At 74.3% G+C, this 22,495-nt stretch carries 23 protein-coding genes, 2 pseudogenes and 1 riboswitch; of the genes and pseudogenes, 14 read left to right on the top strand and 11 right to left on the bottom strand.

The features are described from left to right. Positions 1-11: 11 nt before the first annotated feature. Positions 12-1,328, bottom strand: a complete 1,317-nt coding sequence (locus G7075_RS12910; RefSeq protein WP_240917597.1) for an MFS transporter — start codon at positions 1,326-1,328, stop codon at positions 12-14. 161 nt (positions 1,329-1,489) lie between these two features. On the opposite strand from G7075_RS12910, the gene G7075_RS12905 reads away from it, so the two are divergent. Both G7075_RS12905 and G7075_RS12900 read left to right on the top strand, forming a co-directional pair. Further along, positions 1,490-1,888, top strand: a complete 399-nt coding sequence (locus G7075_RS12905; RefSeq protein WP_166124380.1) for a cold-shock protein — start codon at positions 1,490-1,492, stop codon at positions 1,886-1,888. After that, positions 1,888-2,634 (top strand): DUF3027 domain-containing protein, encoded by a 747-nt coding sequence (locus G7075_RS12900; RefSeq protein ID WP_166122345.1) that lies wholly within the window; start codon positions 1,888-1,890, stop codon positions 2,632-2,634. Before G7075_RS12905 ends, G7075_RS12900 begins: the two co-directional genes overlap by 1 nt. A gap of 39 nt (positions 2,635-2,673) precedes the next feature. Here the strand turns inward: G7075_RS12900 and G7075_RS12895 are convergent, their stop codons facing one another. After that, the gene (locus G7075_RS12895; protein ID WP_166122343.1) at positions 2,674-2,931 is read right to left on the bottom strand and encodes a DUF2530 domain-containing protein; all 258 of its coding nucleotides are present in this window, start codon (positions 2,929-2,931) and stop codon (positions 2,674-2,676) included. Between the two features lie 93 nt (positions 2,932-3,024). Between G7075_RS12895 and G7075_RS12890 the strand changes: the two genes are divergently transcribed. From G7075_RS12890 to G7075_RS12880, 3 genes are all read left to right on the top strand, one after another. Continuing rightward, on the top strand, positions 3,025-4,524 hold the full coding sequence (locus G7075_RS12890) for an NCS2 family permease (protein WP_166122342.1): 1,500 nt from the start codon (positions 3,025-3,027) through the stop codon (positions 4,522-4,524). Positions 4,525-4,740: 216 nt separating this feature from the next. After that, a complete protein-coding gene (locus tag G7075_RS12885) occupies positions 4,741-5,163 on the top strand; it encodes a MarR family winged helix-turn-helix transcriptional regulator (RefSeq protein ID WP_205860496.1) in 423 nt (140 codons plus the stop codon). After that, positions 5,160-6,461 (top strand): MFS transporter, encoded by a 1,302-nt coding sequence (locus G7075_RS12880; protein WP_166122340.1) that lies wholly within the window; start codon positions 5,160-5,162, stop codon positions 6,459-6,461. Before G7075_RS12885 ends, G7075_RS12880 begins: the two co-directional genes overlap by 4 nt. Positions 6,462-6,613: 152 nt before the next feature. On the opposite strand, the pseudogene serC reads toward G7075_RS12880, so the two are convergent. From serC to G7075_RS22275, 5 genes and pseudogenes are all read right to left on the bottom strand, one after another. Beyond that, positions 6,614-7,740, bottom strand: a pseudogene (serC, locus tag G7075_RS12875) (phosphoserine transaminase). Positions 7,741-8,036: 296 nt separating this feature from the next. After that, entirely contained in the window at positions 8,037-8,579 is a 543-nt protein-coding gene (locus G7075_RS12870; protein WP_166122338.1) for an endonuclease domain-containing protein, read from the bottom strand. A gap of 11 nt (positions 8,580-8,590) precedes the next feature. Continuing rightward, on the bottom strand, positions 8,591-8,956 hold the full coding sequence (locus tag G7075_RS12865; protein ID WP_166122336.1) for a hypothetical protein: 366 nt from the start codon (positions 8,954-8,956) through the stop codon (positions 8,591-8,593). A gap of 171 nt (positions 8,957-9,127) precedes the next feature. Continuing rightward, the gene (locus tag G7075_RS12860; RefSeq protein ID WP_166122334.1) at positions 9,128-10,258 is read right to left on the bottom strand and encodes a citrate synthase 2; all 1,131 of its coding nucleotides are present in this window, start codon (positions 10,256-10,258) and stop codon (positions 9,128-9,130) included. A 110-nt stretch (positions 10,259-10,368) separates the two neighbouring features. Next, a complete protein-coding gene (locus G7075_RS22275; RefSeq protein ID WP_166122332.1) occupies positions 10,369-11,301 on the bottom strand; it encodes an NYN domain-containing protein in 933 nt (310 codons plus the stop codon). Positions 11,302-11,377: 76 nt separating this feature from the next. Between G7075_RS22275 and G7075_RS12850 the strand changes: the two genes are divergently transcribed. Next, entirely contained in the window at positions 11,378-12,661 is a 1,284-nt protein-coding gene (locus G7075_RS12850; protein ID WP_371814068.1) for an MFS transporter, read from the top strand. Between the two features lie 244 nt (positions 12,662-12,905). Continuing rightward, on the top strand, positions 12,906-13,583 hold the full coding sequence (locus G7075_RS12845; RefSeq protein WP_166122330.1) for a pyridoxal 5'-phosphate synthase: 678 nt from the start codon (positions 12,906-12,908) through the stop codon (positions 13,581-13,583). A gap of 36 nt (positions 13,584-13,619) precedes the next feature. Here G7075_RS12845 and G7075_RS12840 read toward each other — a convergent pair whose 3' ends face one another. The 3 genes from G7075_RS12840 to G7075_RS12830 form a co-directional block, all read right to left on the bottom strand. Then, positions 13,620-14,147 carry a hypothetical protein gene (locus G7075_RS12840; RefSeq protein ID WP_166122328.1) on the bottom strand — a complete coding sequence of 176 codons (528 nt, stop codon included), beginning with the start codon at positions 14,145-14,147 and terminating at the stop codon, positions 13,620-13,622. Positions 14,148-14,152: 5 nt separating this feature from the next. Next, the gene (locus tag G7075_RS12835) at positions 14,153-14,899 is read right to left on the bottom strand and encodes an SDR family NAD(P)-dependent oxidoreductase (RefSeq protein WP_166124377.1); all 747 of its coding nucleotides are present in this window, start codon (positions 14,897-14,899) and stop codon (positions 14,153-14,155) included. 86 nt (positions 14,900-14,985) lie between these two features. Beyond that, positions 14,986-15,663, bottom strand: coding sequence for a hypothetical protein (locus G7075_RS12830; RefSeq protein ID WP_205860495.1), 678 nt, complete (start codon positions 15,661-15,663; stop codon positions 14,986-14,988). A 165-nt stretch (positions 15,664-15,828) separates the two neighbouring features. Between G7075_RS12830 and G7075_RS12825 the strand changes: the two genes are divergently transcribed. The 5 genes and pseudogenes from G7075_RS12825 (at position 15,829) to G7075_RS12805 (ending at position 19,991) form a co-directional block, all read left to right on the top strand. Further along, positions 15,829-17,049, top strand: a complete 1,221-nt coding sequence (locus G7075_RS12825; protein WP_240917596.1) for an MFS transporter — start codon at positions 15,829-15,831, stop codon at positions 17,047-17,049. Between the two features lie 10 nt (positions 17,050-17,059). After that, a pseudogene (locus G7075_RS12820) lies at positions 17,060-17,757 on the top strand (metal-dependent transcriptional regulator). A 110-nt stretch (positions 17,758-17,867) separates the two neighbouring features. Then, complete coding sequence (locus G7075_RS12815) at positions 17,868-18,362, top strand: hypothetical protein (RefSeq protein ID WP_166122324.1); 495 nt, start codon at positions 17,868-17,870, stop codon at positions 18,360-18,362. 112 nt (positions 18,363-18,474) lie between these two features. Further along, positions 18,475-18,666 (top strand): hypothetical protein, encoded by a 192-nt coding sequence (locus tag G7075_RS12810; RefSeq protein ID WP_166122322.1) that lies wholly within the window; start codon positions 18,475-18,477, stop codon positions 18,664-18,666. Between the two features lie 354 nt (positions 18,667-19,020). Further along, positions 19,021-19,218, top strand: a riboswitch (cyclic di-AMP (ydaO/yuaA leader). 2 nt (positions 19,219-19,220) lie between these two features. Then, positions 19,221-19,991: a C40 family peptidase gene (locus G7075_RS12805; RefSeq protein ID WP_166122320.1), complete on the top strand. Its 771-nt coding sequence runs from the start codon at positions 19,221-19,223 to the stop codon at positions 19,989-19,991. A gap of 87 nt (positions 19,992-20,078) precedes the next feature. Here G7075_RS12805 and G7075_RS12800 read toward each other — a convergent pair whose 3' ends face one another. Next, a complete protein-coding gene (locus G7075_RS12800) occupies positions 20,079-20,519 on the bottom strand; it encodes a YdeI/OmpD-associated family protein (protein WP_166122318.1) in 441 nt (146 codons plus the stop codon). Between the two features lie 54 nt (positions 20,520-20,573). On the opposite strand from G7075_RS12800, the gene G7075_RS12795 reads away from it, so the two are divergent. Continuing rightward, entirely contained in the window at positions 20,574-21,728 is a 1,155-nt protein-coding gene (locus G7075_RS12795; RefSeq protein ID WP_166122316.1) for a glycerate kinase, read from the top strand. An 87-nt stretch (positions 21,729-21,815) separates the two neighbouring features. Continuing rightward, the gene (locus G7075_RS12790; protein WP_166122314.1) at positions 21,816-22,469 is read left to right on the top strand and encodes a fasciclin domain-containing protein; all 654 of its coding nucleotides are present in this window, start codon (positions 21,816-21,818) and stop codon (positions 22,467-22,469) included. Positions 22,470-22,495 lie beyond the last annotated feature (26 nt).

Here is a 22,495-nt window from a genome sequence, read left to right as displayed (position 1 = left end):
TCCCCGCGGACTCAGCGGGGCGTGACCCCGTTGACCTCGGGCGTGATCTCGCGCTCGAGGGCCAGGGCCAACACGGCGACGAGCACGAGGCAGACGAGCAGCACGGCGACGAAGACCCCCCCCAGCCGGCGCTCGAGCAGCCACCCGGCGGCGACCGGTGCCGTGATCGCGCCGACCTGGAAGGCGCCCGCCGACACCGCGTTGTACCGCCCGCGGTCGTGGTCGCTCGCGAGGTCGTTGACGATGGCGGGCACGGTGGGCTGCAGCAGCGTCTCACCGAGCCCGAAGAAGACGTGGAAGACGATGACTCCGGCCGCCGCGGCGAGCGTGCCGGCGACCAGACCGGTGGCCCCGAGCAGCGACCACGCCAGCGCCCAGAGGACGACGAGCCCGAGGAAGACCCGGGTGCGGCGCCGGCCGTCGATGCGCCGCAGCACGAGGAACTGCATGAGCACGATGACCGCCGTGTTCGCGGCGAACGCGAACCCGATGGTGCGGGTCGAGACCTCGCTGACCTGCCGGGCGAACGCGGGGAAGCCGGCCTCCATCTGCCCGTAGCCGACGAAGCTGGAGAGGAAGGTCAGGGCGGTGACCCACAGGACGGCCGGGCGGCGGAGGATCGCGAGGTAGCCGGGGGCCGAGGACGTGTCGTCGTCGACGGGCCGGGGGCGTCCGGCGACGTGGCGCAGCGGCCCGAGCAGCAGGGCGACGGGCACGAGGACGCACGCGGCGTCGACGAGGAAGATGGCCGTGAAGGTGCCGGGCCGCTCGACGTCGGTGAGGAAGCCGCTGACCACCCCGCCGAACCCGATGCCGAGGTTGACGAGCGCGAAGTTGATGCCGAAGTACTGGGTGCGCAGCCGGCCGTCGACGATGCTGGCGATCATCGCGTTGAAGGCCGGCCAGCCGATGCCGAAGCTGACCCCGAGCAGCGAGACCGCGACGACGAACGCCGGGACGGTCGTGGCGAAGGCGATGACCACGGCGCCGAGGACCTGCGCGAGCAGGCCGGCGATGACGACGGGCCGCGCGCCGAGCCTGTCGGTGAGCACGCCGACCGGCGCCGTGATGACGACGGCCACGACCGCGATGAGGCCCATGAGCAGCCCGGCGACGTCGAGGTCGATGCCGCGGACCTCGTGGATGTAGATGACCGTGAACGGCAGGGTCATCCCGCGCCCGAGCGTGGAGACGGCGGTCGTCGACAGCAGCCAGCGCCCGGCCGGGGGGAGTGCCGCCCAGAAGCCTCGCAGGGTCAGCTGGTGCGCGCCGTCGGCACCGGGCGCGGCGGCCTCGGTGCTCGGCGGGTGGTCGGTCGTCTCGGGCACGGGGTCCACCGTGCCACGGCCCACCGACGTCCCTCGACGCGATTTCCCACCGGCTGCCGGGCGGGCACCAGAACCCTGCAGCGCCGTGCCCGTCGCAGCGGTTAGCCTTGGCGGTGGTGCCCGTCCCGGGTGCCACCGATGAGTGATGGGTGAGGTGGACCGTGCCGACTGGCAAGGTGAAGTTCTTCGACGCCGAGAAGGGCTTCGGTTTCGTGTCCGGCGAGTCCGGGGAGGGTGACGTCTTCGTCCCCGCGTCCGCGCTGCCCGAGGGCGTCACCGGCCTCAAGGGGGGCCAGCGCATCGAGTTCGACGTCGCCGAGGGCCGCCGCGGCGCCCAGGCGCTCTCGGTCCGCCTCCTCGACCCGGCCCCGTCCGTCGCGACGAACCGTCGCGTCCGCGACCGCAAGCCGGCCGACGAGATGGTCGTCATCGTCGAGGACGTCATCAAGCTCCTCGACGACGTCTCCGAGTCGCTGCGCCGCGGGCACTACCCCGACAAGGCGCACGGCAACAAGGTCGCCCAGGTGCTGCACGCCGTCGCCACCGACCTCGAGATCTGATGCCGGCCGCCACCGCCGTCAAGACCGACAGCACCCTGAAGGGCGCCGTCGACCTCGCCCGCGAGGCCGCCCTCGCGGTCGCCGAGGGCGACGTCGTCGGTGAGCACCTCGGCATGGAGATGGTCGAGGAGCGGCTCGCCACGCACTACTTCGCGTGCACGGCGCCCGCCTACCTTGGCTGGCGCTGGGCGGTCTCGGTGGCTCGCGTCGCCCGCTCCAAGGCGCCGACCGTGTGCGAGGCCAACCTCGTGCCCGGCGACGGCTCGATGCTCTCGCCCGAGTGGGTGCCCTACGCCGAGCGGCTGGCCCCCGGCGACCTCGGCCCCGGCGACGTCACCCCCTACCTCGAGGCCGACCCGCTGCTCGAGGCCGGTTTCGAGGCCACCGGCGACGAGGACGTCGACGCCGTCGCGTTCTGGGAGCTCGGCCTCGGCCGTCCCCGGGTGCTGTCCGCCGAGGGCCGCGACGTCGCCGCGCAGCGCTGGTACGACGGCGAGAACGGCCCGTCGGCCCCCGTCGCCACCAAGGCACCGATGCCGTGCTCGTCGTGCGGCTTCCTCGTCCCGATGGCCGGCGCGCTGCGCTCGGTGTTCGGTGTCTGCGCCAACGCCTGGTCGCCCTCGGACGGCCGCGTGGTCAGCCTCGACCACGGCTGCGGCGCGCACTCCGAGGTCGACCTCGAGGCGCCGGCCCCCGAGCGCATCTCGCCGCCGATCCTCGACGACTTCGAGCTCGACCCCGCCTGAGCCGGCCCTCACCGGTCGGCCCTCGGAGACGCCGGGCCGTCAGGCGCCGCGGGCGTTGCCCCGGCCGCGCCGCACGTACCACCACGCGAAGACCCCGAGGGCCATCCCGCTGACGCACGCCCACGGCCACCACGAGCGCTGGCCCTGGTGCAGCGCGGGCACGACGAGGGTGACGAGCAGGGCCACGGCCCACAGGCCGGTGCCGACGAGCACGATGCCGCGCGTCGGGACGTCCGGCGGGTCGACGGGCGCGGACGCACCGAGGGAGCGGGCCGGGCGCGGGGTCTCGTCGGTCACGGCGCCAGCGTAACCACCCGGTCGGTGGGGCCCGCGTCTCGCCGTCACACCCCCGAAACCCACGCGCCTCCCGCCGCCACTAGCCTGCACGCCATGGCCGAGACCACCACCACCGCCGACGAGACCGGGCAGGCGCCCGCAGGGTTCCTCGAGCGGTTCTTCCACATCCACGAGCGCGGCTCGACCGTGGGCCGAGAGCTCCGCGGCGGCGTCGCCACCTTCTTCACGATGGCCTACATCGTCGTGCTGAACCCGCTGATCCTGGGCTTCGTCAAGGACGCCGACGGCAAGTTCCTCGGTGGCGGTGACGCCCCGAACCTCGCGGCCATCGCCGCCGGCACCGCGCTCGTCGCCGGCGTGCTGACCATCCTCATGGGCGTCGTCGCCAACTACCCGCTGGCCCTGGCCACCGGGCTCGGGCTCAACGCGTTCGTCGCCTACGCCATCGCGAGCAGGATGAGCTGGGCCGACGCGATGGGCCTCGTCGTGCTCGAGGGCGTCATCATCCTCGTCCTCGTGCTCACCGGGTTCCGGCAGGCGGTCTTCCACGCGGTCCCCGCCCAGCTCAAGGTGGCCATCTCCGTGGGCATCGGCCTGTTCATCGCCCTCATCGGGCTCGTCGACGCGGGGTTCGTGCGCCGCACCGGCGCGGGCCCGGTGCCCGTCGAGCTCGGCATCGGGGGCCAGCTCGCCGGCTGGCCGATCCTCGTCTTCGCGCTCGGCGTCATCCTCATCATCGCCCTGTGGGTGCGGAAGGTGAAGGGCGCCATCATCATCTCGATCATCACGATGACGGTCGTCGCCTTCGTCGTCGAGGCCATCGCCGAGGTCGGCCCGACGGTCACCGGGGTCGACGCCGCCGGCAACAACGTCGTCAACCCGCTCGGGTGGAACCTCAACGTGCCGGCCTGGCCCGACACCGTCGACCCGATCAGCTTCGGCACGCTCGGCGAGTTCAGCCTCTTCGGCTCCTTCGCGCGCGTGGGCGTCGTCGCCGCCGTCCTCCTGGTCTTCACCCTGATGCTCGCCGACTTCTTCGACACCATGGGCACGATGACGGCCATCGGCGCCGAGGCCGGGCTGCTCGACGAGGAGGGCAACCCGCCCAACACCTCGCGGATCCTCGTCGTCGACTCGGTGGCGGCGGCCGCGGGTGGTGCCGCGGGCGTCTCGTCGAACACGTCGTACATCGAGTCCGCGTCGGGAGTCGGGGAGGGGGCGCGCACCGGGCTGGCCTCGGTGGTCACCGGGGTGCTGTTCCTCGTGGCCGTCGTGTTCGCGCCGCTCGTGAAGATCGTCCCCAACGAGGCGGCCGTCCCCGCGCTCGTGCTCGTCGGCTTCCTCATGATGCAGCAGGTCAAGGAGATCGCCTGGGACGACGTCGAGATCGCGATCCCGGCCTTCCTGACGATCATCCTCATGCCCTTCACGTACTCGATCACGGCGGGCATCGGCGCCGGGTTCGTCGCCTACGTCGTCATCAAGCTGGTGCGCGGCAAGGTGCGCGAGATCCACCCGATGATGTGGGTCACCGCCCTGCTCTTCGTCGTGTACTTCTTCATCGAGCCCATCACCGAGCTGGTCTCCGGCTGACGGCTGACGGCTGACGGCCGGCGGTCACGCGCGCGGCTCGCACGCGGGAGCTCCCGCCGCACCAGGATGTTCCCCGGTGCCGCGGGAGCTTCTGCGTGTGCGGCCCGCACCGCCCGGGGCGATGTCGTGGAATAGTTAGCACTGGTAACGAGTTGTGCTAACGACCGATGACGACACCTCCCGGAGACCACCGTGCCCGCAGCCCCCGCCCCGACCATGACCCGTGCGCAGAAGGACCGCCTCACGAGCGACCTGCGCATGGTGTGCATGCGCGTGTCACGTCGGGTGCGCTTCGAGGGCTCGGGGGACCTTGCGCCCCACCAGTTCTCGGTCCTCGTCCGGCTCGAGGACGGTCCGCTGACCCCGAAGGAGGTCGCGGAGATCGAGCGCGTCTCGGCCCCGAGCATGAGCCGCACGGTCAACGGCCTCGTCGAGCGCGGGCTGGTCGCCCGGGCCGACGACCCCACCGACGGTCGGCAGGTCATCCTCTCGCTGACGCCGGAGGGGCGACGGGCGGTCAAGGAGACCCGCCGACGCCGCGACCTCTGGCTGGCGACCCGCCTCGAGCACCTCACCGACGACGAGCGCGCGCTGCTCGTCGAGGCCACCGCGCTCCTCGAACGGGTGGCCGCCGAGTGAGCCCCACGTTCACCTCGCTCGAGGTCCGCAACTACCGCCTCTGGTTCCTCGGCGGCTTCGTCTCCAACGTCGGCACCTGGATCGGCCGGGTCGGCCAGGACTGGCTCGTCCTCACCGTGCTCACGGCGGGGTCGGCGACCGCGCTCGGTGTCGTCACCGGGCTGCAGTTCCTGCCGTTCCTGCTGCTCGCACCGTGGACGGGCCTCATCGCCGACCGCTTCTCGCGCCGGCGCATCCTCCTCGTCACCCAGACCCTGCTCGCGCTGACCAGCCTCGTGCTCGGCATCCTCGCCGTCACCGGCACGGCCCAGCTGTGGCACGTCTACGCCATCGCGCTCTTCCAGGGCGTGACGACGGCGATCGACAACCCGGCCCGGCAGGTGTTCGTCTCCGAGATGGTGCCGCCGGACAAGCTGACCAACGCCGTCGCGCTCAACTCGGCGTCCTTCAACGCCGGGCGGCTCATCGGGCCGGGGCTCGCCGGGCTGGTCATCGCGTGGTGGGGCACCGGCCAGGCGCTCCTGCTCAACACGCTGACCTTCGTCTTCGTGCTCGCGGCCCTCGCGATGCTCACGACCTCCGAGCTGCGCTCGCCGAGCCGGGCCAAGGGACGCGGCGGCATCCGCGAGGGGTTCGCCTACGTGCGGCACCGCCGCGACATCCAGCTCGTCATGCTGCTGGTCTTCGTCCTCGGCACCTTCGGGATGAACTTCCAGATCACCATGGCCCTCATGGCCACGAAGGTCTTCGACAAGGGCGCCGGCGAGTTCGGGCTGCTCGGGTCGATCATGGCCATCGGGTCGCTGACCGCGGCCCTGCTCTCGGCCCGCCGTGCGGAGCCGCGCCTGCGGGTGCTGCTGCTCGCCCTCGTCGGGTTCACGGTCTCGGCCGTGCTCGCCGCGACGGCCCCGTCGTACTGGTTGTTCGCGCTCGCGCTGGTGCCCGTCGGGCTCACCGCGCTCACCGCGCTGACCACCGCGAACGCCATGGTGCAGACCCGGGTCGCCCCGGAGATGCGCGGGCGGGTCATGGCCCTCTACATGGCGATCTTCATGGGCGGCACCCCCGCCGGTGCGCCGATGATCGGCTGGATCTCCGAGCAGTTCGGGCCGCGCTGGACCATCGGCGTCGGCGCGCTGGCCGTCGGGCTGACCCTCGTGGCGGTGTCGTTCTGGCTGGCCCGGGCGGAGAATGTCCGGGTGAGCTACGAGTCGCAGCGCCGTCCGCGCGTCAGCGTGACGACCGTCCCGTCCGAGCGCGAGCACGCCCAGGTGCCGCTGCCGGAGCCGGCGCGGTGACCCCGCTCTTCCGTCGCCGGATGACGCTCGGCGTGCTGGCCGTGCTCGTCGTCGTGGCCGTCGTCTACGCCGTCGTCCGCTGACGCCACGGACCCCCGCCCGCGCAGTGCGGGACGGGGGTCCGTGACGTCCGGGCCGTGCGGCCGGCGGGGTCAGGCGAGGCGCTCGACCACGTGCTCGACCGAGGCGATGAGTGCCGACACGTCGTCGGGCTCGACCGCGGGGAAGCAGGCGACGCGCAGTTGGTTGCGGCCCAGCTTGCGGTACGGCTCGACGTCGACGATCCCGTTGGCGCGCAACGTCTTCGCGACCGCCGCGGCGTCGACGGAGTCGTCGAAGTCGATGGTCGCGACGACCTGGCTGCGGTGCTCGGGGTCCGCCACGTACGGCGAGGTGTACGAGGTCGCCTCGGCCCAGGTGTAGAGCCGGCCCGAGGAGTCGGCGGTGCGGCCGGTGGCCCAGTCGAGGCCGCCGTTCTCGTTGAGCCACTCGACCTGGTTCGCGAGCATGGCGAGGGTCGCGACCGCCGGGGTGTTGTACGTCTGGTCGAGGCGCGAGTTGGTGATCGCCGTCGGCAGGCTGAAGAAGTCGGGCACCCATCGGCCGGAGGCCTCGATCTCCTCGACGCGGGCCAGGGCGGCGGGGGAGAACAGGCCGAGCCACAGGCCGCCGTCGGAGGCGAAGGACTTCTGGGGGCGAAGTAGTAGACGTCGGCCTGCGAGACGTCGACGGGGAGGCCGCCGGCACCGGACGTGGCGTCGACGAGCACGAGGGCGTCGTCGTCGGCCCCCTCGACCCGGCGGACGGGGGCCATCACGCCGGTGCTCGTCTCGTTGTGCGCCCACGCGTAGACGTCGACACCGGCCTCGGCCGTCGGGTCGGGGCGGGTGCCCGGCTCGCTGGTGATGATCGTCGGCTCGCCGAGGAAGGGGGCCTTCTTCGTGACCGAGCCGAACTTGCTGGAGAACTCGCCGAAGGCCAGGTGCTGGGCCCGGTCGCGGACCAGCCCGAAGGCGGCGATGTCCCAGAAGGCCGTCGAGCCGCCGTTGCCGAGCACGACCTCGTAGCCCTCGGGGAGGTCGAAGAAGGTGCCGAGGCCCTCGCGGACCGCCTTGACGAGGCCGCGCACCGGGGCCTGGCGGTGGGACGTGCCGAGGACGGTGCGACCGATGGCACTCAGCGCCTCGACCTGCGCGGGGCGGACTTTCGAGGGTCCGGAGCCGAACCGACCGTCACCGGGCAGCAGGTCGGCGGGGATGGTGATGGGGGCGTCGCTCACGTGGGTCTCCGAGGTGGGGGTCGGTCGGGAGTCGGTGCCCGGTGGCCCCGCGCGCGTCCGCGGCAGGGCGCCGCGGTGGCCGGGTGGTCCTCCGGAGGTCGGGGGCCGGCGCCGTCGGCGGCCCCGCGACCGGCTCCCATCCTCACCGACCGCGCCCACATCGTGGGCGTGAGGTCCACCACGTGGGCGGCTGGGGGGTCAGTCGTGGGCGTGCTCCCGCCCCGGGACATCCGCACACCTGGGCGTCAGACGCACCTCCTGGAGGGGGAGCGGATGACTGCAGGGTGTGCGGATGCTCACGCCGGCCGCAGCCCGCCGGACCGGGCCCGCCGGCGGGCGGCCTCGACGAGGGCGCGGACCCGTTGAGGGTGCGCCAGGTCGGCCCAGGTGACGCGCACGACCTCGTACCCCAGGCCCCGCAGGTGGTCCTCCCGGCGTTTCTCGGCGACGAGGTCCTCCCTGCTCCCGTACTTCGCGAGCCCGTCGAACTCGATGATGACCGGCTCGCCCTCGACGACGAGGTCGACGCGGTACCGGTGGCCGGCCGCCAGGACCTCGACCTGCGGCACGGTGCGCACCCCGGCACCGGCCAGCAGCCACGCCGTGAGGGACTCGCCGGGCGACTCGCGCCGGCCGTCGGCGAGCGTCAGGGCGCTGCGGACCGGACCGATGCCCGTGTGGCCGCCGAGGAGGACCACGGCCTCGGTGAGGCGGGAGGGGGTCGTGCGCTCGAGGCGCAGCGCCGCGTCGGCGGCCACGAGCGCGGCCCCCGGGCCGGCGCCGCAGCCGTGCTGGACGACGACGACCGCGGCCGGGAGGACGAGGGTCGGCGCGCTCACGCCGGCCCGGCTCACCCACACCGGGGACAGGGGGCAGGGTCGACGGCGAGGTCGGCGCGACGTCGGCGCCGGGCGTCCCCGGTGCGGCAGAGCCGGACCCGGCTCAGGTCTGCGTCGACGAGCGGCAGACCGTGCACGAGGCATCCCGAGTGGTGGCTGGCCGCCGCGCGCCCGTCGTGCGCGCGGACGTGGGCGAGCGTGCGCAGGAGGTGCAGCTCCTCACCCGAGGCCTCCGTGCGCGTCGTGTACTGACCGCGGGCGAGCCGCCGTAGGCGGCCGCGCCGCACCTCCGTGCGGAGGACCTCGGGCCCGATGCCGTGCCGGGCCGCGGTCCGCACGTCGAGGACGCCGTCGGTCGCCAGGGCGCTCAGGTCCATCCGGTCATCGTGCCGCGTCCGGCGGACGGTCGGTGGGCGTCATCCACAGGCCCGGGTGGGGCCGGTCGCCGGCGACCGGCATCCGCACACCTGGGCGTCAGCCGCACCTCCTCGAGGAGGAGCGGATGACTGCAGGGTGTGCGGATGCGCGCCGGGGTGGGCGGCCGGGGGTCAGTCGTGGGCGCGGTAGCCGGGGACCTCGGAGAGCGGGCGGGCGCCCGGGCCGATGTAGCGCGAGCTCGGCCGGATGAGGCGGCCGGTCTTCTTCTGCTCGAGGACGTGCGCCGACCAGCCGGCCGTGCGGGCGGCGACGAACAGCGGGGTCATCATGTCGCCGGGGACCTCGGCGAAGTCGAGCAGCACCGCGGCCCAGAAGTCGACGTTGGTCTCCATCCGGCGCTCGGGGTAGCGCTCGGCGAGCTCGGCGATGGCCGCCTTCTCGAGCTCGAGGGCGACCTCGTAGCGCGGGGCGCCGAGGCGCTTGCAGGTGTCGCGCAGCACCGCCGCGCGCGGGTCGTAGGCCCGGTACACGCGGTGACCGAAGCCCATGAGGCGCTCCTTGCGGTCGAAGACGCCCTTGACGTACTTCACCGCGTCGCCGGTCTGCTCGACGCCCTCGATCATGTGCTGCGCCCGGCTCGGCGCGCCACCGTGCAGCGGGCCCGACAGCGCGCCGATGGCGCCGGAGAGACAGGCGGCGACGTCGGCGCCGGTGGAGGCGATGACGCGGGCCGTGAAGGTCGAGGCGTTGACCCCGTGCTCGGCGGCGGAGATGAAGTAGGCGTCGATGGCCTCGACGTGGCGGGGGTCGGGCTCGCCGCGCCAGCGGATCATGAAGCGCTCGGGGATGGTGCGGCCCTTGTCGACCTCGGACTGGGGCACCATCGGGCGACCCTGACCGTGGGCGGACTGGCCGATGAACGAGATGGCCATGACCGAGGCGCGGGCGAGGTCGTCACGGGCCTGCGCGTCGTCGATGTCGAGGAGCGGCTTGAAGCCCCAGACCGTGGCGAGCTGGGCGATCGCGGACTGGACGTCGACGCGGATGTCGCCCGTGTGCACCGGCAGCGGGAACGGCTCGGCGGGCGGCAGACCCGGGTCGAGCTCGCCGTCGACGAGCAGGCCCCACACCTGGCCGAAGGACACCGTGCCGACGAGGTCGTTGATGTCGACCCCGCGGTAGCGCAGCGCGCCGCCCTCCTTGTCGGGCTCGGCGATCTCGCTCTCGAAGGCGATGACCCCCTCGAGGCCGGGGTAGAAGTGCGGGTCCTCGGCGGTGGCCGTGGAGGCGGTGCTGGTCATTCGGGGGTCCCCGTTCGCTCGTCGCCGGTGTCGGGCGCGGCCCATTCTGCACTCCCTCGCGGTGAGGACCCACCGCAACGTGCCGGGAGTGGACACCGGCCCGTCACGGCTCAGCCGGCCCGCGGGTCGCGCATCGCCATGTCGGGGGTGCCGGCGTCGCGGACCTCGAACAGGTCGGACGCCTCGATGAGCTTGCTCAGCTTGGCGTACCCGTAGTTGCGCGAGTCGAAGGAGGACTGGCGGGCGATGCGCTGCCCGACCGTGCCGATCTTGGCCCAGCCCGTCTCGTCGGAGGCGGAGTCGACGGCGCCGCGCAGGAGGCTGACGAGGCGGGCGTCCTGGCGCAGCTGGGCGCGGGTGGCCCGCTCGGGGGTGCCGTTGGCGGGAGGGGCGGCGGCGGGTGCGGTGGGAGGGGCGGCGGCCGGGGCGGCCGCGGCGGTGGCCGAGGCGGCGGCGGTGGCCCGCGCCGAGGCCTTCTTGCCGCCGGTCGCGGCCTTGGTCTCGGTCGCCTTCTCGGTCGCCTTCGAGGTCGCCTTGGCCGTCGCCTTCCGGGTCGCCTTCCTCGGTGGTTCGGGGACCTCGTCGTCGGTCGTCGCCTCGCCGCTCGGGGAGCTGAGGCGGTCGAGGACGAGGAAGCGCGTGCAGGCGCTCTGGAAGGCCGCCGGCGTCTTCGCGTCGCCGAACCCGTAGACGGCCACGCCGTGCTCGCGCAGGTGCATGACGAGCGGCGTGAAGTCGGAGTCGGAGGAGACGATGGCCATCGCGTCCGGGCGCTGGGTGTGGAGGATCTCGACGGCGTCGACGACGAGGGCCATGTCGCTCGCGTTCTTGCCCTTCGAGGGGTCGAACTGCTGCATCGGTCGGATGGCGTTCTCGTGCAGCACCTGCTGCCACCCCTTGAGCTCGGACTTGGTCCAGTTGCCGTACGCGCGACGGATCGTGGTCTCCCCGAGGGCCGACAGCTCGTTGAGGACGACGTCGAGGCGCCGGGCGCGCGCGTTGTCGGCGTCGATGAGCAGCGCGATGCGCGGGGTGTCCGTCATGCCGTCGAGGCTAGTGCGTGGTGGGCGGCGGGACCCTCACGCCCGTCGGTGGGCCCCGATGGGCGATGATGCGCCGGTGCTGCGCTCCCTGCTCCCGGACCTCACGCCGTTCCGGAGCAACCGTGACTACCGGCGGCTGTGGACCGGGTTCACGCTCTCCAACGTCGGATCCCAGATGGCCGTCGTCGCCATCGGGCTGCAGGTGTACGACCTCACCGGCTCGACCGCCTCGGTCGGGGTCGTCGGGCTGTTCGCGCTGGTACCGCTCGTCGTCATGGGGCTGTACGGCGGGGCGCTCGCGGACCACCACGACCGCCGGCTGGTCGGGCTCGTCGCGACGCTGGTGGTCTTCGCGACGAGCGTCGTGGCCGCGACGCAGGCCTGGCTGGGCAGCAGCTCGACCTGGCTGCTGTACGCGGTGGTCGCGGTGTGGAGCGGGGCCTTCGCGGTGTCGTCGCCGGCACGCACGAGCATCTACCCGCGGATCCTGGCGCCCGAGCAGCTGCCTGCGGCCAACGCCCTCTCGGTGTTCGCGATGAACGCCGCGCTCACCGCCGGGCCGCTGCTCGCCGGCGTCCTCGTCGACTGGGGCGGCTACCGCGCGGCGTACACGACCGACGCCGTGCTCACCCTCGCCGCCGTGCACAGCCTGTGGCGGCTGCACCCGGTGCCGCCCGACGCGGTGGAGGGTGAGCCGGTGGCGCGACGGGTCGGGCTGCGCTCGGTGCTCGACGGGTTCGCGTTCCTGCGCACGGCGCCCAACGTCCGGATGACGTTCGTCGCGGACATCGCGGCGATGCTGCTCGCCCAGCCGCGGGTGCTCTTCCCGGCGGCGGGTGCGGTGATCCTCGGGGGCGGGGCCACGACCGTCGGGGCGCTCTACGCGGCGGCAGCCGGCGGCGGCATCCTCGCGATGGTCCTGTCCGGGCGACTGGGCGGCGTCCGACGGCAGGGCGCGGCGATCATGGTGAGCGTCGCCGGCTGGGGCGTCGGCATCAGCGGGCTGGGGGTGGCGCTGCTCGCGGCCGGCGGGGCGCTGACGCGGGACCAGGCGTTCGTCGCGGCCCTGGCGGCGATGGCCTTCGCCGGAGCGGCCGACTCGGTGAGCGCGGTGTTCCGGACGACGATCCTGCAGTCGGCGGCGCCGGACCGGATGCGCGGGCGGCTGCAGGGGGTGTTCGTCGTCGTCGTGGCGGGCGGGCCGCGGCTCGGCGAGCTGGTGGGCGGCGGGGTGGCCGAGCGGGTGGGCGAGGGCTGGACGGCCGTCGGAGGTGGGCTGGCGTGCGTGCTCGCCGTCGTCGTCCTGTCGCTGCGGCAGCCCGGTTTCGTCCGGTACGACGCCCGCCACCCGACCCCCTGAGGGTGCGGCGCGCCGGACGGCGTCGCCCGAGAGGGGGTACGGAGAGGAGGGGGTGTGGTCGCGAGATCCAGTCGCTGCGTCAGGTATCCCGGTCGGGATGTCAGGTATCCCGGTCGGGAGGTCAGGTATCCCGGTCGCAGCGACAGGTATCCCTCCGGGGGCGACAGGAGTTCTGGTGCACCACCTGTCCCCTCGCGGCCGGGCGCGGGGGAGCCTGCCCGGTGGGAAGTCCTAGGCTGGCGGCATGGACCCGCATCGCGTCGACTACACCGGTGACGGCATCTCCGAGGCCGACCTCCTCGAGACCCCGTACGCCAGCGTCCGCGCCTGGGTCGACGACGCGGTCCGGCGCTCGGAGACCGAGGCCGACGTCTTCGAGCCGCTCGCCCTGTCGGTGGCCTCCGCCGACCCCGAGGGCCGGCCGAACGTGCGTACCGTCCTCATGCGGTTCCTCGACGAGCGCGGCCCGGGCTTCGTCACCGACCTCACCTCGACCAAGGGCCGTGAGCTGACCGTCAACGCGCACGTCGCCGCCGCGCTCACCTGGCCGGCGATGTACCGAGCGATCCGGTTCCGCGGCAGGGCGGTCCAGCTCGACGAGGACGAGGTGCGCTCCTACTGGGTCTCGCGCCCCTGGGCCTCGCGCATCTCGGCCTGGGCGTCGCAGCAGTCGCAGCCCGTCGGCTCGCGCGCGGACCTCGAGGCCGCGTACGCCGCACGAGCCGCCGAGTTCCCCGACCACGGCTCGGACGACGACGTCCCCGTGCCCGACGCCTGGGGCGGCTTCCGCATCCTCTGCGACGAGGTGGAGCTGTGGGCCGGCCGCCGCAACCGCCTGCACGACCGGCTCGTCCACACCCGCACCGGCGAGGGCGACCTCGGGGATGCGGGCTCGTGGGAGGTCTCCCGCCGCCAGCCCTGACGGCCGCCGGCCCTGACGGCCGCCCGCCCCAAGGCGTCAGGAGTCGCGCAGGGCCGCGAGGAACGCGGATGCCTTGCGCCGCACCGATGCCGAGTGGTGACCGGTCTGCACGTCGAGCAGCCGCTCGAGCCGGTCGGTCGTGACGGAGCCGTCCTCGTGGAAGGCGACGAGCGTGGCCATCGACTGCGCCGCGACGATCCAGTCGACGTCGGTGCCCGCGAGCCGGTCGCCGAGCCACGCGACGGCCGCGGCCCGCTGGGCGCCGGTGAGCTCGAGCAGCCCGACCAGCTGCGCGACGTGCCACTGCACCGACGGCTGCGTGCTGCGGGTCAGCGTCCCGAGGATGTGCCCGACGTAGGGGGCGCCGCGCTCCGGCTCCTCGCGGACGAGCTTCTCGAAGGTGTCGACGGCGCGCATCCGCACCCAGGCGTCGTCGTGGCCGATGCAGGCGAACAGCTCGTCGGTCCGGGAGGGGTCGGCGCGCACGACGTCCAGCACCTCGCCCGAGCGGCCGAGCGAGTTCGTGTGCCCGCCGGCGAGCAGCACCTCCGCGAACGGTTCCACGGCGGTCAGGAGGGGAGGCGGTGCACCTTGTGCGGCGCGGCCTGGGCCCGGGGCTTGAGGACGAGCAGGTCGACGTTGACGTGCGCCGGCCTCGTGGCCATCCAGACGACGGCCTCGGCGACGTCGTCGGCGACGAGTGGGCCCGGCACCCCCTCGTAGACGCGGTCGGCCCGCTCCTGGTCACCGCCGAAGCGGGTGAGCGAGAACTCCTCGGTGTGCACCATCCCGGGGGCGATCTCGGTGATGCGCACCGGCTGGTCGAACAGCTCGAGGCGCAGTGTCTCGGTCATCACGTGGACGCCGTGCTTGGCCACCGTGTACCCCCCACCGCCCTCGTAGGCGAGCAGCCCGGCGATCGAGCCGACGTTGACGACGATGCCGTCGCCCCCGGCCGCGACGAGCGACGGCAGCAGCGCCTTCGTGACCTTGAGCGTGCCGAGGACGTTCGTCTCGTACATCTGCCGCCAGAGGTCGACGTCGGCGTCGGCGACGGCCTCGAGCCCCAGCGCCCCACCGGCGTTGTTGACGAGGACGTGCACGACCCCGCCCGCGGCCTCGGCCAGCCGGGCGACGTCGTCGTCGAGCGTGACGTCGCAGGCGACGGCCACCCCGCCGAGCTCGGCGGCCAGCTCCTCGACGCGCTCGGCCCGCCGGGCGGCGCAGACGACCCGGAAGCCGTGGGCCGCGAGCAGCCGGGCGGTCGCCGCCCCGATGCCGCTGCTCGCGCCGGTGACGACCGCGGTGCGGCGCATGTCGGGCGCTGCCGCGGCCGGCTCGACGGACGTCAGGGGCTCGTCCGACCCTGCGGACCCCGCGGTCGGCTCGGCGATGCTCCCGGTCACGGCTGCTCCCTCGGTCGGACGGTCTCGGGGTCGACGGCGACCCAGGTGGCCTCGGCCCGGCCCACCAGCTCGTCGCCGGCGTGCAGCGTGCTCGCGGACCAGTGCCGCCGGCCCTGCGCCCCACGCTGCCACGCCGTGACGACGAGGAGCTCGCCGGGCTCGGGCAGGCGCCACACCCGGGCGGTCATCGTGCCGAGGACCATCGGGCGTCCCGCGATGCCCGCCGACCAGCCGCCGGGGCAGTCCAGGGCCGCCCACGCCGTCGGGAGGGACACGTCGTCCGGCGCCGTCCAGGTGCACGCGTAGCGGCCCGTGCCGTCGTCGAGCGGCCCGGGCCGCAGCCGCAGTCCGTCACCGGGCTCGCGGTCGGGGCCGCACGAGAAGCACGTCGGGAAGGGGTGCCCGGTGGCGCCCTCGTAGCGGTCCTCGGCGAGCCGGGCCTCCTCGGTGGTCGCCGCCGACGGCACCGGCTCGTCGAGCTCGGGCACGGCCGACCCCGCCGCGACGAGCACGTCGCCGTCGAGCAGCCGCAGCACCGAGGTGCCGGTGAGCGGGTCCGGTTCGTCGCCGACGACGGCGAGCGGCCGGCCGAGCGGCGGCGGGGCGGACAGGCGGACGGTCACGGAGGGCAGCTCGCGCGAGGTGCGCACGTGCGCGGCGAGCGCGCCGCTCACCCAGCCGCCGTTGCCGGACTCGGGGGACCGCAGTAGCGGCGGGGGATGGTCAGCTCCACGCGGTCAACGTACCCACGCGCGCGCCTCCCGTCGTGTGGTCTGCACCACTCGCCCCGTCCGGCGACCCGACGAAGTATCTTGACGTCAAGAGAAAGGGGGTGCGGCGTGCCGGAGGAGTTCTCGCTGCGGCGGATCGCGGTGCCCGCCTTCGGGCCGACGGCGCTGTGGTCGGTCGGCATCGGCGCGACGCTGCCCGTCATCGCCCTCAGTGCCCGCGGGCTCGGTGCCACCGTGCCGGTCGCGGCCCTCTTCGTCGGCATCGCGACCGTCTCCGAGCTGGTCTCGGCCGTGCCGTCCGGCGTCCTCGTCGACCGGATGGGGGAGCGGCGCGCGCTCGTCCTCGCCGGGGTCGCCGACGCCGGGGCCGCCCTCCTCGCAATGCTCGCGCCCTCGCTCTGGGTGCTCGCCCTCGCCGTCCTGCTCTCCGGGCCGACCGGCGCGGTCTTCCTCCTCGCCCGGCAGTCGTACCTGACGGCGGCCGCCCCCGAGACGATGCGCGCCCGGGCGATGTCGACCCTCGGCGGCGTGGCCCGGATCGGCCTCTTCGTCGGCCCGCTGCTCGGCGCTCCGCTCATCGCCCACCGGGGTCCGCAGGCGGCGTTCGGCATCGCCGTGGTCGCGGGGCTGCTCGCGGCCGGGGTCGCGGCGGCCTCACCCGACCTCGGGGCCCACGTCGCGCCGGTGGTCGACGGTGCCGGCGAGCCGGTCGCCCGCACGGGGGTGCTCGAGGTCGTCCGGCAGCAGCGGGCGGTGCTGCTGACGGTGGGCCTCGGCGTCCTGGCCATCGGCCTGGCCCGCTCGTCCCGCGTCGTCGTAGTGCCGCTCTGGGCCGAGCACGTCGGGCTCTCGGCCGCCCAGACCGCGCTCGTCTTCGGAGCCGCGGGGCTCGTCGAGGTGCTGCTCTTCTACCCCGCCGGCTCCCTGATGGACCGCCGCGGCCGGGTCTGGGTGGCCCTGCCGGTCACCGTGTTGCTCGGCATCGGCCTGCTCGTCCTGCCCCTCACCTCCTCGCTCGCGGCGGTCGGGGCGGTCGCCGTCGGCATGGGCGTCGGCAACGGCCTGGGCTCGGGGATCGTCATGACGCTGGGTGCCGACGCGGCCCCGGTGCAGGGACGCGCGGCCTTCCTCGGCATCTGGCGGCTGCTCTCGCTCGTCGGCCACAACGGGGCCTCGATCGTCGTCGGCGCCGTGGCCGCGGTGGCCTCCATCGGCGCGGCGAGCGTGTCGGTGGGGGTCCTCACCCTGCTCGGCGGCGGGTGGCTGCTGCGCTGGCTGCCGGTGCACGACCCGCGCCGGCGGACCGCCGACGTCGGCGGGTCAGATTAGGCTTGCCTGCGTGACCGACCTCATCGACACCACGGAGATGTACCTCCGCACCATCTTCGAGCTCGAGGAGGAGGGCATCACCCCCTGCGCGCCCGCATCGCCGAGCGGCTCGGCCACTCCGGGCCCACCGTCTCCCAGACCGTGGCCCGGATGGAGCGCGACGGCCTGCTCGCCGTCGCCGGCGACCGCCACCTCGAGCTGAGCGAGCACGGCCGGAAGCTGGCCACCCGCGTCATGCGCAAGCACCGCATCGCCGAGCGGCTGCTCGTCGACGTCATCGGCCTGGAGTGGGAGTTCGTCCACGACGAGGCCTGCCGGTGGGAGCACGTGATGTCCGACCGCGTCGAGCGCAAGATCCTCGCGATCCTCCCCGACCACCTCGAGTCGCCCTACGGCAACCCGATCCCGGGCCTCGACGAGCTCGGTGAGGTCGGCGACGTCGTCGACTTCCGGCTGGGCCTGACCACCCTCGACGAGGTCGCCGCCGAGGAGACGCTGTCGGTCGTCGTCCGGCGGATCGGCGAGCCGGTGCAGGTCGACCACGAGGCCCTCGGCCTGCTCACCAGCGCCGGCCTGCTGCCCGGTCAGCCGGCCCGCGTGCGCCGCGACGGCACCCGCGTCGTCGTCTTCCACGAGGGCGCCGACGAGGCCACCGGGGTGTCGCTTCCCGCCGACATCGCGGGCCACGTCTTCGTCGCCCCGGCCTGAACCGTCCGGCCGTCCACGGCCCGGTCGAACGGCCGACTCGCGTTACCCAAACGTGACATCGGCGTCCCGGGTGCCGTACGGTGGCCGCTGAGCCGTACCCACCCCGGAAGATGACATCTGCTGTGCCCTCACCCTCTCGTGCCCCCGGTCGGCGCCGTGCGCCCGGCCGCGTCCGCCGCCTCCCCGACGGCTTCTCCAGCCTCGGAGCCTCCTGGGCGGTCAAGTCCGCCGCGGGCCTGTGCGTCGTCGGTGGCGCCGCCGTCGCCCTGACCGTCCCGGCCGACCAGGCCGGCGCCGAGTCCGAGACCGCCGCCCCCGCGGCCGACGTCGTCGCCACCGCGGCCCTCGTCCAGCGCAGCGGCTTCGAGTCCGCCTCGCGCTCGCGGGCCGACCGCGACGACGCCCCGGCCCCGGCCGTCGCCGCCCCGCGGGCAGCGCCCCGGTCAAGCCCGTACCCGTCGGTGTCGCCGGCGTCAAGGCCGTCGCGAAGCCCGAGCCCACGACGACGGCCGACGCCTCGTCGTCCTCCTCCTCGTCGGGTGCCGCCGCCCCGACCGGCTCGTGGTCGGGCAAGACCACGGCCAAATGCACGAACATCGGCCTGATCCCCAACGCGGTCGGCATCTGCTCGGCCGTCGACGCGCTCTTCGGCCCCCGACGATCGGCGGCCGGCGCGCCACCGCCGACGAGCACGGCACCGGCCAGGCCATCGACTTCATGATCGCGAACGCCTCGCAGGGTGATGCCATCGCGGCCTGGGTCCAGCAGAACGTCGGGAAGTTCAACGTCAAGTACCTCATCTGGCAGCAGCGCTACTGGGCGCCGGGCGAGGGCTGGAGCACGATGGAGGACCGTGGCTCGCCCACCGCGAACCACTACGACCACGTGCACGTGACGGTCAACTACTGACCGCCGGGCCCGCAGCGCGGGCCACCGACGACGGCCGCCGACCCCCGGGTCCGGCGGCCGTCGTCGTCCCCGGGGTGGTGCGGGTCGCCGCGGGCCTCGCGAGCCCGGCTGGAGCTCCCGAGCCGAGGGGTCCGTCCGCGCGCCGGGTCGAGGCGGCTCGACACGTCCGGGTCGGCTCGCGAGCCGGGTGGAGGCGAGAGCGCGGGGGCGTGTGGGCCGCGCGAGCAGACATCGTTGTCATCAGGGGCCCTGAGCACCCAAGAGCTCCCTGAGAACGCTCACCGTGATCTTTTTGTGATCTGCCGTGGGCGCTGTTACGTTCGACGTGCCCGCCGGCCCGGACGGGGGGCACCCGTGGTGGAACCGCCGAGTCCTGCCTCCACCACAGGGTCACTCTCGAGAGTCCGCCTGGCAGGAGCGGGGGAACCACTTCGGAGCCACGGCCTGGCCGCGACTCCTTGGGGTGAAGCCGGTACGGCCCTCACGGGCCACACCGGCCGGGCAACCTCAGCCCGAACCCGACAGCTCACCTCGTAGGCACTGAGAGGTTCACCGTGTCCGAGCACACCCGTGCCGGGCGGCACCGTCATGCCGCTCGCTACAGCCCCGTCTCCGAGATCTCCTCGATGGCCCGCAGTGCCGGCGAGACCGGCATCCGCGTCTCCGCCGTCCTCGCCGCCTCCGGCGGCCTCGTCGCGACCTTCGCCCTCCCGGCCGCCGCGTCCGCGCGTCCGGCCGCCGCGCCGGCCGGTGCGAGCAGCACCGTCGGCCACCAGGTCGCCCCGTCGCTGCGCGCGCTGACCGCCCGCCCGGCCGTCGTCGCCCCCACGGCCGCCGCCCCCGCCGCCACGCACCCCGTCGGTGTCGCCGGGGTCAAGGCCGTCGCCAAGCCGGCCGCCAAGGCCAAGGCCGTGGCGATCGCCGTCGAGCAGCGCAAGGCCCCGGTCGCGAGCCGCTCCCAGCGGGTCAGCGTCGCCAACGTCAAGCAGTCCTCGAGCGAGATCGTCAACATCGCCCGCACGCTGCTCGGCATCGCCTACTCCTACGGCGGCACCAGCCCGTCCACGGGCTTCGACTGCTCCGGCTTCACGCAGTACGTCTTCGGCAAGGCCGGGATCTCGCTTCCGCGCACCGCCGCCGACCAGCAGGCCGCGGCCACCCCGGTCAGCAACCCCCAGCCCGGCGACCTCGTGTTCTTCGGCTCACCCGCCTGGCACGTCGGGATCTACACCGGCCCCGGGACGATGATCGACTCGCCGAAGCCCGGCAAGTCGACGGCCGAGCGGGCGATCTTCTCCGGCGTCAGCGGGTACGGACGCTTCTGACCCACCCCTGAGCAGGCGACGCCCCGGACACCCCCCTGCAGTCCGGGGCGTCGTCGTGTCCGGACCCGGCTGACGTCTCCGCCCGCGTCAGGACCCGGCGAGCCCGGCGACCGTGCTCGCGATGCGTCGCTCGCGCGTCTCGGGCTTCTTCGCCGCGGCGACGGCCTCGGTGTACCGGCGGCGGTTGCTGTGCGAGAGCAGTTCCCACGCGGCGGCGGCCGCGGGGTCGGCGGCGAGCGCGGCCGCGAGGTCCTCGGGCACCTCGACGGTGCGGGGCGCGCTGTCGACCTCGACCGTGACGACGTGGGTCTCGCCGGCCGCGATGCCCGCCGCCGTGCGCACGGCGGCACTCGCCCCGAGCCAGCTCTGCCCGCCCATCGGCGCGATGCTCGTGCGCCACGCGTGCCCCGCGACGGTCGCGACGACCTTGGGCCGCTTCCCGGCGCCGAGCGCCTCGACGACGTCGTCCGGCACGACGAAGCCCGTCGTCGTGCCCCCGGTGGCCTGCAGCTCGGCGGTGAAGTCCATGGCCGCAGTCTGCCGCGCGGCTACGCTCGGCGCAGCCGACCAGGGAGGACGCCGATGACCACCGGGCGACACCGGCCCCGCGTGCTCGTCGCGCCGGACGGCTTCAAGGGGTCGCTGTCGGCGGCCGAGGTCGCCGAGGCGCTCGCCGACGGCCTGCGCGCCGGTGGCGGGCCGGACCTGCACGTCGACGTCCTCCCGCTGGCCGACGGCGGCGACGGCAGCGTCGAGGCCGCCCTGCGGGCCGGGTACGCGCCGGTCGAGGTCACCGTCCCCGGGCCGACCGGCGTCCCCGGGGTGGCCCTGCTCGCCGAGCGCGACGGCACGGTCGTCGTCGAGGTCGCCGGCACCTGCGGGATGACCCGCCTGCCCGGCGGACGCCTGCGCCCCCTCGAGGCCTCGAGCGCCGGCCTCGGCGTCGCCCTGCGCGAGGCGCTGCGACGCCGGCCGCGCCGGGTGGTCCTGGCCCTCGGCGGCAGCGCGAGCACGGACGGCGGCCTCGGGATGCTCGCCGCGCTCGGGGGAGCCGACGTCTCCGGGACCGACCTGCCGGGCGGCGCGGACCTCGAGCGCGTGCGACGGCTGGCGCTTGAGGGACTGCTGCCCGACGGGGTCGAGCTCGTCGTCGCCACCGACGTCACCTCCCCGCTGCTGGGGCCCGAGGGGGCCGCCGCCGTCTTCGGCCCGCAGAAGGGGGCCGACGCGGCGACGGTCGCGCGGCTCGAGCGGGGCCTGGCCCACCTCGTGGCCGTCGCCGGACGCACCCGGCCCGATGCCGCGGCCCTCGCCGCGGTGCCGGGGGCGGGGGCCGCCGGCGGGCTGGGGTTCGCCGGGCTGCTGCTCGGGGGACGGGTGGTGTCCGGGGCCGACCTCTTCCTCGACCTGCTGGGCTTCGACGAGGCGGCGCGGGGCGGCGACCTCGTGCTCACGGGGGAGGGCCGGCTCGACGCGCAGTCGCTGCAGGGCAAGCTGCCGTCCGTCGTGGCGCGGCGGGCGAGCACGCGGGTCGAGGCCGTCGTCGGCAGCAGCGACCTGACGCCGGAGGAGGCGCGCCGGCACGGGTTCTCGGCGGTGCACGACCTGGTCGCCCGCACCGACGGGGACCCGGCCCGCGACCCCGCCCTCAGCCGCCGGCTGCTCACCGACGTCGGCCGCGACGTCGGTCGCGAGCTCGGCGAGCGGCTCGCCGGAGGTGCCTCCGCGAGCTCGTGACGCCCGGGTGCATCCGTGGAGGCCCCGACCGCGGAAGTAGGGGTGGGTCACGTCGGATGACCCGCCCGCCGACCAGGAGGTCCCCCCATGCGTCACCGCCGTCTCCTCACCGCCGTCGCCGCCTCGACCCTCGGCCTCGCCCTCGCGGCGACCCCGGCCGTCGCCTCCGCCCCCTCGCACTCGTCCGGCCCGACCGGGACCCGCAGCCTCGCCGCCGTGCTGACGAGCGACGGCGACCGGTTCGACCACAACTGGTACGACTACGACATCGTCACCGAGGCCGTGCTCGCCGTCCTCGCGGCCAAGCCGGACAGCGCCGTCGGCGTGCTGACCGACGGCTCGGTGCCGCTGACCGCCTTCATCCCCAACGACCGCGCCTTCCAGGTGCTCGCCCACGACTTGACGAAGCGCTGGCCGCGCAGCGAGGAGGCCACCTTCTCGGCGCTCGTCGACGCGGTCGGGGTCGACGCCATCGAGCAGGTGCTGCTCTACCACGTCGTGCCGGGCGCGACCATCACGAAGAAGGACGCCCTCAAGGCCAACGGTGCCACCCTGACGACCGCGCAGGGCGCCACCATCAAGGTCAAGGTGCTCAGCCGCTGGTTCGGCCTCGTCGAGCTGAAGGACCAGGACCCCAACGACCTCAACCCGGTCATCAACCCGCGTGCCTTCGACATCAACAAGGGCAACAAGCAGGTCGCGCACGGCATCGTGCTCGTCCTGCGGCCGCTCGACCTCTGAGTCGGGTGTGTCCCCCGTCGCGTCGG

This window comes from Phycicoccus sp. HDW14 (assembly GCF_011383005.1).
Taxonomy (GTDB): domain Bacteria; phylum Actinomycetota; class Actinomycetes; order Actinomycetales; family Dermatophilaceae; genus Phycicoccus.
Note: the sequence above shows the minus strand (reverse complement) of the source record. Positions and strands in the feature narration are given on the sequence as shown.